Source organism: Flavobacterium ammoniigenes (genome assembly GCF_020886055.1).
GTDB lineage: Bacteria > Bacteroidota > Bacteroidia > Flavobacteriales > Flavobacteriaceae > Flavobacterium > Flavobacterium ammoniigenes.
Genome location: NZ_AP025184.1, coordinates 1,374,281 through 1,388,380, shown reverse-complemented (window position 1 = coordinate 1,388,380; position 14,100 = coordinate 1,374,281). Strand labels below are relative to the sequence as shown.

The 14,100-nt window shown below is 34.5% G+C and carries 9 protein-coding genes and 2 tRNA genes; 6 read left to right on the top strand and 5 right to left on the bottom strand.

Annotation, left to right across the window (positions count from 1 at the left end; translation table 11 throughout):
* Nucleotides 1–9: 9 nt before the first annotated feature.
* Entirely contained in the window at nucleotides 10–4,326 is a 4,317-nt protein-coding gene (locus LPC21_RS06385; protein ID WP_229316330.1) for a T9SS type B sorting domain-containing protein, read from the top strand.
* Between the two features lie 71 nt (nucleotides 4,327–4,397).
* On the opposite strand, the gene typA is transcribed toward LPC21_RS06385, so the two are convergent.
* From typA to proS, 5 genes are all read right to left on the bottom strand, one after another.
* On the bottom strand, nucleotides 4,398–6,194 hold the full coding sequence (gene typA / locus LPC21_RS06380; RefSeq protein WP_229316329.1) for a translational GTPase TypA: 1,797 nt from the start codon (nucleotides 6,192–6,194) through the stop codon (nucleotides 4,398–4,400).
* A 136-nt stretch (nucleotides 6,195–6,330) separates the two neighbouring features.
* Nucleotides 6,331–6,582, bottom strand: coding sequence for a 30S ribosomal protein S20 (gene rpsT, locus LPC21_RS06375; protein WP_229316328.1), 252 nt, complete (start codon nucleotides 6,580–6,582; stop codon nucleotides 6,331–6,333).
* A 162-nt stretch (nucleotides 6,583–6,744) separates the two neighbouring features.
* Nucleotides 6,745–6,816, bottom strand: a tRNA-Glu gene (locus LPC21_RS06370).
* 47 nt (nucleotides 6,817–6,863) lie between these two features.
* A tRNA-Glu gene (locus LPC21_RS06365) sits at nucleotides 6,864–6,935 on the bottom strand.
* Between the two features lie 78 nt (nucleotides 6,936–7,013).
* Nucleotides 7,014–8,492, bottom strand: coding sequence for a proline--tRNA ligase (gene proS / locus LPC21_RS06360; RefSeq protein ID WP_229316327.1), 1,479 nt, complete (start codon nucleotides 8,490–8,492; stop codon nucleotides 7,014–7,016).
* Between the two features lie 102 nt (nucleotides 8,493–8,594).
* Between proS and LPC21_RS06355 the strand changes: the two genes are divergently transcribed.
* From LPC21_RS06355 to LPC21_RS06335, 5 genes are all read left to right on the top strand, one after another.
* Nucleotides 8,595–9,557, top strand: coding sequence for a hypothetical protein (locus tag LPC21_RS06355; RefSeq protein WP_229316326.1), 963 nt, complete (start codon nucleotides 8,595–8,597; stop codon nucleotides 9,555–9,557).
* 55 nt (nucleotides 9,558–9,612) lie between these two features.
* Complete coding sequence (locus LPC21_RS06350; RefSeq protein WP_229316325.1) at nucleotides 9,613–11,115, top strand: OmpP1/FadL family transporter; 1,503 nt, start codon at nucleotides 9,613–9,615, stop codon at nucleotides 11,113–11,115.
* 210 nt (nucleotides 11,116–11,325) lie between these two features.
* A complete protein-coding gene (rimO, locus tag LPC21_RS06345) occupies nucleotides 11,326–12,639 on the top strand; it encodes a 30S ribosomal protein S12 methylthiotransferase RimO (RefSeq protein WP_229316324.1) in 1,314 nt (437 codons plus the stop codon).
* Between the two features lie 52 nt (nucleotides 12,640–12,691).
* On the top strand, nucleotides 12,692–13,192 hold the full coding sequence (locus tag LPC21_RS06340; protein ID WP_229316323.1) for a hypothetical protein: 501 nt from the start codon (nucleotides 12,692–12,694) through the stop codon (nucleotides 13,190–13,192).
* A gap of 14 nt (nucleotides 13,193–13,206) precedes the next feature.
* Nucleotides 13,207–14,010, top strand: a complete 804-nt coding sequence (locus LPC21_RS06335) for an N-acetylmuramoyl-L-alanine amidase (protein WP_229316322.1) — start codon at nucleotides 13,207–13,209, stop codon at nucleotides 14,008–14,010.
* Nucleotides 14,011–14,100: the final 90 nt, after the last annotated feature.

Here is a 14,100-nt window from a genome sequence, read left to right as displayed (position 1 = left end):
TTTTAGCAAATGAAAAAAATTCCATTAGTATTCATACTCTTATTTTCATTAAGCTGTTTGGGGCAGTTTAGTAAAACTCATTACATACCGCCTTTAACTAGCAACCCCACTGTAGCGCCTCAAGATCATTATATATATATTTCAACACCAAGTATACAAGATGTGAAATTTAAAATAATACCTATTGGGGGCACGACTATTTCTGCAACGGTAAATAAAGCGACCCCTTACAGATATTCAATTGGTAATGGTGATAATTCCCAATTATTTGAATCAAGTTCCAACACCGGAAAAGTGATTAATAAAGGCTTTATTATAGAAAGTGAAGGGTTGATTTATGCTAATATTAGAACTAACTCTGGGGGATTTAATCAAGCAGGTGGTTTAGTGGCAAAAGGAATTAGTGGCTTGGGTAAACGATTTAGGGTAGGAGCCATGTTGAATAGTTCCAATATTGTTGGTCTATTAAACTTTTTTTCAATTCTAGCAATAGAAAACAATACAGAGGTCAAAATATCCAATATCCCTAATGGAACATTACTAGCAAACGGAACAATATTCAACGCTTCGGACCCTCCAATACTACTTAATAAAAATGAAAGTTATATTCTAGCAATTAATGGGAATATAGGAGGTAATCTTATTGGGGCATTAATTGAAGCAAACAAAAGTATTGTAGTTAATAGTGGCTCATTTGGAGGAACTAACGACCCTGCTGATGCTTCTCCAGGAGGCAGTAGTCCGGGTAGAGATATTGGTTTTGATCAAATTGTAGGCTCAGATAAAATTGGTTCGGATTACATCTTTATAAAAGGGAAAGGTACTGATGTATTGGAAAGGGTGCTCTTAATTGCTGATATAGACAATACCGAAATTTATGTCAATGGTAATACTACTGCAATAGCAACAATTCAAGCTGGCGAAAAATATGTTTTAGATGGCAGTCAATTTACAAACAACAACCTGTATATTAAAACTTCAAAAAATGTATTTGCATACCAAAGTATTGGTGGGACCACATCCAATGCTAACCAAAATTTATTTTTTGTACCACCTTTAAACTGCTCAACTCCAAAAATTGTAGATAATATTCCAGAAATAAACTTAATTGGGAGCCGAAATTATGTTGGTGTAGTTAACATTGTAACTGAAACTGGTGCAACTGTACTAATTAATGACATACCAACAACTGCAACTCCAATTCCAATTAATGGAAAACCCGATTTTGTTTATTATTCTGTTTCTGGACTTACTGGCAATATAGCTGTGAAATCGACGAAACAGGTCTATGTTTCCTACTACGGAACCAATTCAGCTGCAACGTATGGAAGTTATTATTCAGGATTTGATATCAAACCCGAACTTTCTATCGCTAATGCAACATCTGTTTCTGGCAGTTGTATTCCTAATATCACACTCAAAACAGAACCCGATGTAGATTACACCTATCAATGGCTTAATAATGGAGTAGATATAAATGGTGAAACAGGAAATACATATACACCTCTAACACCTGGTTACTATCAAGTTAAAAGAAGTATTCCTAGTTGTAATACAAGTAATTTATCCGATAAAATTCCGGTTAGTAATTGTTCATTTGATGTGGATATGGATACCGTTCCTGATAATGTTGATTTGGATTTTGATAATGACGGAATAACTAATTGCGAGGAGTCTTTTGGGAATTTAGATCTAGACCTAACTGGAACAAGTATACTAAAAAATACCTATACTAATTCCTTTTCTAGTAGTATAACTAATTATCCTTTAACAAATTCAGCAACAATTGTCCCAAAAAATAATGGCGATTTTATAAGTGAAGTCCCAATTGGGGTAGGGAATTCGATAGAATATAAAATTACTTTTGCCAATCCGATTTCGTTATCATTACAATATGCAAGCTTTGCTAATCCAACTGATTTACTAAATTCTGATGGAGAATTTGTAGTAAAGTCGGATAGCGATAAAACAATAACGGTTTTAAATCCAACCAATCAATTAGTAATCGACACTAATTATGACGGAATTTATGAAAGCGGTGTAACGGAATATTCGTCTTTTGAAATCCGTTTTCGATTAAATAGCACTACTCCGCTTGCCACTGGAACAGGAACCTTTAGTTTTCAATCTCATCTAACTAATTCACTTACTTTTGTACATAAGAATTTATCTGATGCTACTAACAACAAAGCCAGTTTTTCTATAAAAGCACTATGTATCCCAAGAGATTCAGATGCAGATTCAATTCCTGATTTTTTAGATCAAGATTCTGATAATGATGGTATTTCAGACTTAATTGAATCACAACCAAACACACTAGTTGCTAATTCTACTGCTGATGTTAACAAAGATGGACTCTATGATGTTTTTGGAACAGGTACAATTCCTCAAGATACTGATAGCGATACAATTTCAGACTATATAGATTTAGACTCTGATAATGATGGAATAAAAGATATTATTGAAACGGAAGCTGATCAAGATATTGACGGTATTCGAAATTACCGTGATATTGATCGCGAAAATGACAATTGCAATGATGTTATTGAAGCAGGATTTAGCGATGCCGATTCTGATGGAAAATTTGGAATTGCTCCAATTACGGTAAATCAAAACGGATTAGTAAATGGAGCCCCATATTCTACTCCCAACTCAAATTATGCCACAGCTGCACTTATAACAATTATAACTCAACCAAATGCAGTCCCTGTTTGTGAATTACAGAACACCTCAATCAGCATCATTGATAATGGAGGAAATACCTATCAATGGCAATACTCTATAGATGGAGCCAACTGGGCAAATCTGACCAATAACACCACCTATTCCGCAGTCACAACTCCTAATTTGCAAATCTCACGGGTTAGCAATGCAATGAATGGTTACCAGTACAGAGTGGTATTGTCTAAAATCGGAAATAGTTGTGGATTAACTTCTAATTATGCTACTTTAATAGTATACGCCTTACCTACTTTGACCCCTGTCATCGAATTAAAACAATGTGATGAAGATTCAGATGGATTTTCCGATTTTAACTTAACCGAAAAAAATAGTTTCATTTCAACGAACTCTGCTACAGAAACATTTACTTATTATACCTCTCCTTCTGGGGCAGCCACAAAAGATACTACTACCTTAATTCCTAATCCAACAACTTACTCAACCAATTCAAGAGTGATTTGGGTGAGAGTTGAAAATGCAAATAATTGCTTCAGTGTTTCCGAAATGAATCTTATAGTTTCTTCCACCCAAATCCCTGCTAGCTTTAAAAAAGAATTTGAAACCTGTGACGATGATATAAGTTCTTTAAGTACCGATATTGATGGAGTAGCCCAATTTGATTTTAGCAGTACTACATTGGCACTTCAAACTATTTTACTACCTCCATTCAATCAATATTCAATACAATATTACCGAAATGAGGCAGATGCATTATCAGAAACAAATGCCATAACAAACACAACTAACTACCGTAATATTGGTTATCCTAATGAACAAGATATTTGGGTAAGGGTAGAAAGTATTGCTGATAATTCTTGCTTTGGATTAGGGCCACATGTAAAATTAAAAGTAAATCCAAAACCAGCTATCGACACAAACGAAGACGGTCATGATAATCAATTAGTTTGTTCTAATTTACCCTCTTTTTTTGTCGAACTTAATGCAGCTATTATTGATTCTAGTCCTACTACAAGCTATATTTATACCTGGAGTAAAGATGGAAGTGTAATTTCTAACGAGAATAATTATACATTAAATGTAAATAAAGAGGGAGATTATTTAGTAAAAGTTTCTACTGCAGCTGGATGTTTCAGAACTAGAAGTATCAACGTAACTGCTTCAGATATAGCAAAAATAAACAGTATTGATATAGTGGATCTATCAGAAATAAATTCAGTTACTATAAATGTATCCGGACAAGGAGATTATGAATTTAGTATGGATGCACCTTTAGGACCTTTCCAAACTTCAAATTTGTTCGATAACGTGGCCGCCGGGGTACACGACATTTATGTATTTGATAAAAATGGATGTGGTACAACAACCAAATCAATTGCCGTTATTGGGGTACCCAAGTTTTTCACGCCAAATGGAGATGGTTACAATGACTATTGGAATATAAAAGGAGTAAACAATCTTTTCAGTTCAAAGTCAATAATTTACATTTTTGATCGTTATGGAAAACTACTAAAACAAGTATTGCCGTCTAGCCAAGGTTGGAATGGAACAATAAATGGAGAACCTTTACCGGCAGATGATTATTGGTTCACATTAAAATTAGAGGATGGTAGAGAAGTTAAAGGGCATTTTAGTTTAAAACGATAAATAAAATCTTTTATAAATTAAAAAACCACCAATTAATTGGTGGTTTTCTTTATGATCTAGATAGAGAATAGTTATACTTTAAATCTTTTTCTATCTGTTTCTGTCAAATAAATTTTACGTAAACGAATATTTTTTGGCGTAACCTCAACATATTCATCTTTTTGAATGTATTCCAATGCTTCCTCTAATGAAAAGATAATTGGCGGAATAATTCTCGCTTTTTCATCATTTCCTGAAGATCGAACATTCGATTGTTTTTTCTCTTTGGTTACATTCACACACATATCATCTCCACGAGAGTTTTCTCCAATTACCTGACCTTCGTAAATTTCAGCATTTGGCTCCACAAAGAATTTTCCACGATCTTGTAATTTATCGATAGAATACGGAATTGCTTTTCCTTTTTCCATTGAAATTAGAGATCCTTTGTTACGTCCAGAAATTTCTCCTTTAAATGGTTCATATCCAATAAAACGGTGTGCCATAATGGCTTCACCAGCCGTAGCGGTTAACAATTGATTACGCAATCCAATAATTCCACGAGATGGAATATTAAACTTGATAATCATACGCTCCCCTTTGGTTTCCATACTCAACATCTCTCCTTTACGTAAAGTGACAAACTCAACGGCTCTTCCTGAAAGTGATTCTGGTAAATCGATGGTTAGTTCTTCAATTGGCTCACATTTTTTACCATCAATTTCTTTGATGATAACTTGTGGTTGTCCAATTTGCAATTCATACCCTTCTCTTCTCATCGTTTCGATAAGAACAGACAAGTGTAATACACCACGACCAAAAACCATGAATTTATCAGCAGAATCAGTTTCACCTAACTTCATCGCTAAGTTTTTCTCTAATTCTTTAGTCAAACGGTCTCTAATGTGTCGAGAAGTAACAAATTTACCTTCTTTTCCAAAAAATGGAGAGTCGTTAATGGTAAACAACATACTCATAGTAGGTTCATCAATTGCAATCGTTTGTAACGCTTCTGGGTTTTCATGATCGGCGATAGTATCACCAATTTCAAATCCTTCCACACCTATAATTGCACAGATATCACCTGCTACAACTTCAGCTACTTTTTTACGTCCAAGACCTTCAAAAGTATGTAATTCTTTAATTCTAGATTTTAAGATAGAACCGTCTCTTTTACATAAAGAAATCGGCATACCTTCTTTCAAAACTCCTCTTTCTAAACGACCAATTGCGATACGTCCTGTAAAAGATGAAAAGTCTAATGAAGTGATCAACATTTGTGGTGTCCCTTCAGAAACCTTAGGAGCAGGCACATTTTGGATTACCATATCTAACAATGGTTCGATATTTTCTGTTTGATTTCTGAAATCATCAGACATCCAGTTATTTTTAGCAGAACCATAAACAGTTGGGAAATCCAATTGTTCTTCTGTAGCTCCTAATTCAAACATCAAGTCGAATACTTTCTCATGAACTTCTTCAGGAGTACAGTTTTCTTTATCCACTTTATTAATAACAACACATGGTTTTAAACCTAAATCAATTGCTTTTTGCAATACGAAACGTGTTTGTGGCATGGGTCCTTCAAAAGCATCTACTAAAAGACAAACTCCATCAGCCATATTCAATACACGTTCTACCTCACCACCAAAATCGGCGTGACCAGGAGTATCAATAATATTGATCTTAGTTCCTTTGTAAACAACCGAAACGTTTTTTGAAGTAATTGTAATTCCTCTTTCACGCTCTAGGTCGTTGTTGTCAAGGATTAAGTCACCTGTGTTTTCGTTATCACGAAATAATTGACAGTGATACATAATTTTATCAACCAAAGTCGTTTTACCGTGGTCAACGTGGGCAATAATTGCAATGTTTCTAATAGATTCCATCTGTGATTTTTAATGGGTGCAAAGGTACACTTTATTTTGAGATAAAAAATTGTTTCTATTCATTACTTAACATCAAAATAATATAGAATAAAAAAAGCCTCCTAAAGGAGGCTTTAACTTTATTCAATTGTATTTATTACAATTTAGCAACGTGTTTTGTTAACTTAGATTTCAAGTTTGAAGCTTTATTATCATGAATGATATTTTTCTTAGCTAACTTGTCAATCATTGAGATTACAGCAGATAATTTAGATGAAGCATCCGCTTTATCAGTAGCCAAACGCAAAGCTTTGATCGCATTACGCGTAGTTTTGTGTTGGTATCTATTTAATACTCTTTTCTTTTCGTTACTTCTAATTCTTTTTAAAGCTGACTTATGATTTGCCATTTGGTGTATATTTTAAAATGTAAATAACTAATTAATTATTAGCAATAAAATTAGAAAAACCTCCCACAATCAATTTCTCAATCAATCACTTCAGTTTTAACTAACAAAACAAATAAGGAGACACCAAAATTTGTTTCATAAAACCATTTCAAAACTAATTTGTAGTCCGTGGGGGAATCGAACCCCCCTTACCAGGATGAAAACCTGGCGTCCTAACCGATAGACGAACGGACCATTTTTCCTTCTGAGCTCAGGAAAGCTTTATCATTAAACAGATTTTGTAGTCCGTGGGGGAATCGAACCCCCCTTACCAGGATGAAAACCTGGCGTCCTAACCGATAGACGAACGGACCTCATTTCTGTAATGCGGATGCAAAAATACAACTATTTTTTATACGCACAAGAGCAGATGCGAAAAAAAAAATATTTTTTTAATAGGCTTTTGCAAATAACACTCTGCCAGCAGATTCTGCACCTGTAAAAATACATTTTCCTTGCTCATCCACTCTATCTAAAGGAATACAACGAATAGTAGCCTTAGTCAAATCCTTGATTTTTTCTTCTGTTTCTGGAGTACCATCCCAATGTGCTGATAGGAATCCTCCTTTATTTTCTAAAACCTCTTTAAATTCTTCAAACGAATTAACTTCAGTTATGTGGTTTTGTCTATAACCTAAAGCACGTTGAAACAAATCGTTTTGAATTGTTTCTAATAAATCATTGATATAATTTACTATGCCATCTTTGGAAACTACTTCTTTACTTAAGGTATCTCTTCTTGCTACTTCAAACGTACCATTTTCTAAATCTTTGGGCCCAACTGCAATTCGAACTGGAACTCCTTTTAATTCCCATTCAGCAAATTTGAAACCTGGTTTTTGAGTCGTTCTATTATCAAATTTGACAGATATTTTTAATTTTTTGAATTGAGTCATCAAATCAGTCACTACCGCAGTAATTTTCTCTAGTTCTTCATCCGACTTGTATATTGGAACAATTACAACTTGGATTGGCGCTAAGTTTGGCGGTAAAACTAATCCATTATCGTCAGAATGTGTCATTACCAAAGCTCCCATCAAACGAGTCGAAACTCCCCAAGATGTTCCCCAAACATATTCTTGTTTTCCTTCAGCGGTAGCAAATTTTACATCAAACGCTTTAGCGAAATTTTGACCTAAAAAATGAGAAGTTCCTGCTTGTAAAGCTTTACCATCTTGCATTAAGGCCTCTATACAATAGGTTTCATCAGCTCCTGCAAAACGCTCCGTTTCTGTTTTTAAACCTTTTACAACCGGAATTGCCATGAAATTTTCGACAAAATCAGCATACACATGCATCATTTTTTCAGATTCTTCAATAGCTTCTTGACGGGTTGCGTGAGCAGTATGACCCTCTTGCCATAAAAATTCGGCAGTTCTCAAAAACAATCGTGTTCTCATTTCCCAACGAACCACATTCGCCCATTGATTAATCAATAACGGCAAATCGCGATAGGACTGCACCCACCCCTTGTAGGTAGACCAAATAATAGCCTCACTGGTCGGACGAACGATTAGCTCCTCCTCCAATTTGGCGTTTGGGTCTACCATTAACTTACCTGGTTTATCAGGGTCATTTTTCAATCTATAATGAGTCACAACAGCACATTCTTTAGCAAATCCTTCTGCATTTGTTTCCTCAGCTTCAAACATACTTTTAGGAACAAATAAAGGGAAGTAAGCATTTTGGTGTCCAGTTTCTTTAAACATTCTGTCTAACTCCGCCTGCATTTTCTCCCAAATTGCATAGCCGTAAGGTTTAATTACCATACAACCTCTAACTCCTGAATTTTCGGCTAAATCAGCTTTAACAACTAATTCATTATACCATTTTGAATAATCTTCTGATCGTGTGGTAAGGTTCTTACTCATATTATATAGTTTGGCACAAATTTTGTTTTCTACGATATTGACGCAATAGTTTGGCAAAACTAACTATTTTTGTAATGTGCAACAATAAAAATACCTACAGATATGAAAACTAATTGTATTTCTTACCCAACGCCCTCCCCTCTTTTCCTGATTAGTTTTATTAGCATTTTATTTCTTTCCTCATGTGGGTCCTACCAAAACAGTTCCTATTATGACACTGATGGGATCTACGGAACAACCGAAGCCGGAATGCGCAAAAGAGCTATTCAACAAGAATCAGCAATAGCATATGAAAACTACTTCAACGCACTTCAAGATACCAAAGACACTACCTCAGTATTTACAGACGTAGCAAGTTATAACTCCTACTCCAATACAAACAATCAAGAAAACCCAACATCATACCCAAGTTGGGGTAGCAATTCACAAAATATAAACATCAACTATTACCCAAGCAATTTAGGTTGGGCGTTGGGTTTTGGATATCCTTATGTTAATTACGGATGGAGAAATTCCTATTTTGGTGGATTTTACCCATTCAACTACTGGAACGACCCATACATGATGGGTTGGGGCTACACTAATTACTTTGGTTTTAATTACTATCCGAATTATTACTGGGGATATCAAAATTTTTATTCTTATCCGGGCAACTATCAAAGAGAACGAGTTTTCAGTTACAATAATAGCCGTAGAGGATCCAATTACAATCAATCACGACCATCTGGAATTGAAATAGGAAGAAGAGAAATTCAAAATTCTAATTCTACAAATCGTAATTCGTTTAATCGAAATAATATCGGACCAACATTTAGTAGAAATTCATCTAACTTCCAAAATCAAAATTACATCAACAACAATATTGGTAGATCAAGGCAAAACAACTCTTCTAGCACCAATACAACTCCTGTCCGAACTAATAGCAGAAGTAATTCTAACCCTTCAAGAACGTACACTCCATCAAATAACGACAATTATACTCCTTCAAGATCAATGGATTCGAATTCATCAAATTCAGGCGGTGGAAGATCGTCTGATGGTGGCGGAAGACGAGGCGGAAGATAACACTCACACCCACTCCTTTTGAATACAATTAGAATTTAATCTCAAAACTTAAATCATGAATAAAATTATATTTTTACTAATAGCAGGAATATCAATCAATGCCATCCAAGCGCAAGAAAGTAGAGATGCCATACGATATTCACAAGATAATTTAAATGGAACAGCTCGTTTTAGAGCTATGAGTGGTGCTTTTGGTGCCCTTGGTGGAGATTTATCTTCCATCAATGTTAATCCTGCAGGTTCTGTAATTTTTTCTAATAATCAGCTTGGTTTCACTTTAAACAATACCTTCGTAACGAATAAAGCAAACTATTTTGGTAGTTCGGCAACAGAAACTGACAATTCCATTGATTTAAATCAAGCGGGGGGTGTTTTTGTTTTTAAAAATTTAGAAAAAACTAGTAATTGGAAAAAATTCTCTTTTGCAATAAATTTTGAAAACACCAACAATCTAAACAACTCTATTTTTTCTGCAGGAACAAATCCAACGAATTCAATTGCAAATTATTTTTTATACTACGCCAATGGCGTGCCTCTAAATGTATTAGAAAATTCAAGTTATGATCAATTAGGCCACGGAGAACAACAAGCTTTTATGGGCTACCAAGGCTATATCATTAATCCTTTAAATACCAATCCTAACAACACAAATTACAACTCTAATGTGCCTGGTTCAGGGAATTATTATCAAGAAAATACAGTAACTTCTAAAGGATACACTGGAAAGTTATCATTCAATGCAGCTACCTCATATAAAGACAAATTTTACTTTGGATTGAATTTAAATTCTCATTTTGTAGATTTTAGACAATCTTCACGTTTTTACGAAGACAACAACGCTCCATTAACCAATAATTATACTGTATCTAGAGTACAATTTGACAATGATCTATACACCTATGGTACTGGTTTTTCTTTTCAACTTGGAACTATTGCTAAAGTAACTAAACAACTTCGAATTGGTGCTGCTTTTGAATCACCAACTTGGCTTCGTTTAAATGATGAATTTTTTCAAAAATTAATCGGCGTTAGTGCCAATTCTACATCAGAACTTGCTCCTGATGTTGTAGATCCAAAAGTGATCAATTATTACGAACCATACAAATTACAAACTCCAAGTAAATGGACTGGAAGTATGGCGTACATATTTGGTAAAAAAGGATTAATTAGTATAGACTATGCCGTTAAAGATTATAGTAGCACTCGATTCAAACCATCAAATGACTCCTATTACAGAGGATTAAATAATACTCTTTCAAATTTGTTAAACAAAACCAAAGAATTACGAATTGGAGCAGAATATAAAATTCAGGCATGGAGCTTAAGGGCTGGATATAGAGAAGAAGAAAGTCCCTATAAAAACAAAACTACTATTGGCGATTTAAAAGGACATTCAGCCGGGATAGGTTACAATTTTGGGGGATCTAAATTAGATCTTTCCTATGCTACATTCAAAAGAAATACGCAACAAGGATTCTTTGAAAAAGGTCTTACGGATGGTGCATCCATCAATTCAAAAAATAGCACGGTTACCTTAACAGTGCTGTTTGAACTATAGCCACTATTTTAATTAAATTTAAAAAACATCTTGTACTAAAAAACAAGATGTTTTTTTTAGCCCTGATGGAAGTGAAAATCCTACCGAATTTTCTTCGTTAGATTGTAACGAACAGCAGGAATTAACGCCATAAAAAACAGAAAGATTTATGCTCCTAAAAATAAATAACGTAATTTTGCCCACCTTTCAAACTATTGAAAGCTTACTACTATGAGAACGAAATCTTTAAAGAAAAATAAAATCAATGTAATTACTCTTGGTTGTTCCAAAAACATCTACGACAGCGAGGTCTTAATGGGACAATTACGTGCCAGTGGCAAAGAAGTAACACACGAGGCGCCTGAAGCGGAAGAAGGTAATATTATCGTAATTAATACCTGTGGATTTATCGATAATGCCAAGGCAGAATCGGTGAATATGATTTTAGAATATGCCGATAAAAAAGAACGCGGTTTAGTAGATAAGGTATTTGTCACAGGATGTTTATCAGAAAGATACCGACCTGATTTAGAAAAGGAAATCCCGAATGTAGATCAGTTTTTTGGCACGACCGAATTACCGCAACTTTTGAAAGCTTTAGGAGCAGATTATAAACACGAACTGTTAGGAGAACGTTTGACTACTACTCCAAAAAATTACGCTTATTTAAAAATTGCTGAAGGTTGTGACAGACCCTGTAGTTTTTGTGCTATTCCTTTAATGAGAGGAAAACACGTTTCGCAACCCATTGAAAAATTAGTAAAAGAAGCTGAAGGCTTGGCACGTGATGGTGTTAAAGAACTTATTTTAATTGCACAGGATTTAACCTATTACGGTCTTGATATATACAAAAAAAGAAATTTAGCTGAACTACTAGAAGCGTTAGTAAAAGTAGAAGGCATTGAATGGATTCGTTTGCATTATGCCTTTCCTACCGGTTTCCCAATGGACGTTTTAGAGATCATGAAGCGAGAGCCGAAAATTTGTAATTACATAGACATTCCTCTGCAGCACATTTCAGATTCTATCTTGAAGTCTATGAAACGTGGGACAACACAGGCAAAAACAACTCAATTATTAAAAGATTTTAGAGCTGCTGTTCCTGGAATGGCAATTCGTACTACTTTAATTGTAGGCTATCCTGGTGAAACGCAAGAAGATTTTGAAATTTTAAAAGATTTTGTACAAGAAATGAAGTTTGATCGAATGGGTTGTTTTGCTTATTCTCACGAAGAAAACACTTCTGCCTATTTATTGGAAGATGATGTTCCTGATACTATCAAACAAGAACGCGCCAATGAAATTATGGAATTACAATCGCAAATATCTTGGGACTTGAACCAAGAAAAAGTAGGTCAGACTTTCAAGTGCATTATCGATCGAAAAGAAGGTGGTCATTTTGTAGGACGTACCGAATTTGACAGCCCCGATGTCGATAATGAAGTTTTAATTGATGCTACCAAACACTATTTGAAAACAGGTGATTTTGCAACAATAAAAATTATTGAAGCTACTGAATTTGATTTGTACGGAGAACCTGTTTAAGTTAATTTCTTTTTTTATATTTGATTCAGAATAAAACCATAAACTGCCGATTATGAAAAAGTTACTTTCAACTTTTAGTCTTGTTTTTTTACTATTTACTTGTAATACTGTTTTCGCACAATACGGAGGGTATGGTGGATACGGAGGTTATGGAGGAGGCTATGGGGGCTACGGGGGAAGAATGAGCCAAATGGGTGGCATGGGTAGTGGAATGAATCAACAACAAGAAAAGCCAAAAGAAATTCCTGTGGAAGTAACTGTTGGGAAAATCATGGAGCAATTAAAATCTGAATTACAACTTGACGCACTGCAAGAAATTGCTATTGCCAACATTTTAACTGGAAGTATTAAATCACAAGGAGCCATTATTAAACAAGAAATTAGTCAAGACGATAAGTTAAAAGAAATTCAAACTTTATCAGAGCTTACGGATTCTAAAATAAAGCAATTGTTAACCCAATCTCAAAAAGAGAAATACAAAGCCATGCAAGAGGACGCAAAAAATCCAAAGAAAATGAAGAAAAAAAAGAAAGATACTTCTGATTCTAATTAATCTTTTTATGCTGCATGAAAAACTACTTTTACGCAATTATTGCCCTTTTTATTTTAAATTCTTGCAAGATAAATCCCTACCGATTAAGTGATCGATCGTATAAAAAACAAATAAAGGCATACCAAAAAAGTATTGGAAACGCCGATACAAAACCACTTGAAAACGGACAAACTCCTAAATGGATAAGTACCGTTAATTTCAACCTCCGCAAACCTAATTTTGTGGTAATTCATCATACGGCTCAAGATTCATTACAGCAAACATTAAGAACTTTTACCCTTTCCAAAACACAAGTTAGTGCACATTATGTCATTAGTGATGATGGGACTGTGGTCCAAATGCTCAATGACTATTTAAGAGCTTGGCATGGCGGTAATGCGAGTTGGGGTAAAAACACTGATATCAATTCAGCATCTATCGGAATTGAATTAGACAATAATGGATTCGAACCTTTTTCTGAAGCACAAATCAATAGTTTAGTTGCTTTATTAACTCGATTAAAAAAAGACTATAATATTCCAACTAATAATATAATTGCGCATTCCGATATAGCACCTTCAAGAAAAGCAGATCCAAGCGCATTTTTTCCATGGAAAAATCTAGCAGCATTAGGTTTTGGATTTTGGCCTGAGGACCAATTAGAAAAAGCCCCTGATTATTTTAATGTGGAACAAGCCTTGCGAATTATAGGTTATAATACTCAAAATCTTTCTTCAGCAATCAAAGCTTTCAAACTACATTATATTCAAACTGAAGTAGACGATACCCTTGACGAAAAAACCATCAATACCATCTATTCGATTTACAAAAAACAATAAAAAAAACTGCTCTAATATTTATCATATCAGAGCAGTCTCTTACTATTTAAAACACTTTGTTTCTAGGAAACAAATAACACAACTTTATTT

What these genes read in the sequence shown, in the direction of transcription:
- LPC21_RS06355 (WP_229316326.1), top strand. Translation starts at nt 8,595, where the DNA reads ATGAAAACTAATTGTATTTCTTACCCAACGCCCTCCCCTCTTTTCCTG.
- rpsT (WP_229316328.1), bottom strand. Translation starts at nt 6,582, where the DNA reads ATGGCAAATCATAAGTCAGCTTTAAAAAGAATTAGAAGTAACGAAAAG.
- typA (WP_229316329.1), bottom strand. Translation starts at nt 6,194, where the DNA reads ATGGAATCTATTAGAAACATTGCAATTATTGCCCACGTTGACCACGGT.
- rimO (WP_229316324.1), top strand. Translation starts at nt 11,326, where the DNA reads ATGAGAACGAAATCTTTAAAGAAAAATAAAATCAATGTAATTACTCTT.
- LPC21_RS06335 (WP_229316322.1), top strand. Translation starts at nt 13,207, where the DNA reads ATGAAAAACTACTTTTACGCAATTATTGCCCTTTTTATTTTAAATTCT.
- LPC21_RS06350 (WP_229316325.1), top strand. Translation starts at nt 9,613, where the DNA reads ATGAATAAAATTATATTTTTACTAATAGCAGGAATATCAATCAATGCC.
- LPC21_RS06385 (WP_229316330.1), top strand. Translation starts at nt 10, where the DNA reads ATGAAAAAAATTCCATTAGTATTCATACTCTTATTTTCATTAAGCTGT.
- LPC21_RS06340 (WP_229316323.1), top strand. Translation starts at nt 12,692, where the DNA reads ATGAAAAAGTTACTTTCAACTTTTAGTCTTGTTTTTTTACTATTTACT.
- proS (WP_229316327.1), bottom strand. Translation starts at nt 8,492, where the DNA reads ATGAGTAAGAACCTTACCACACGATCAGAAGATTATTCAAAATGGTAT.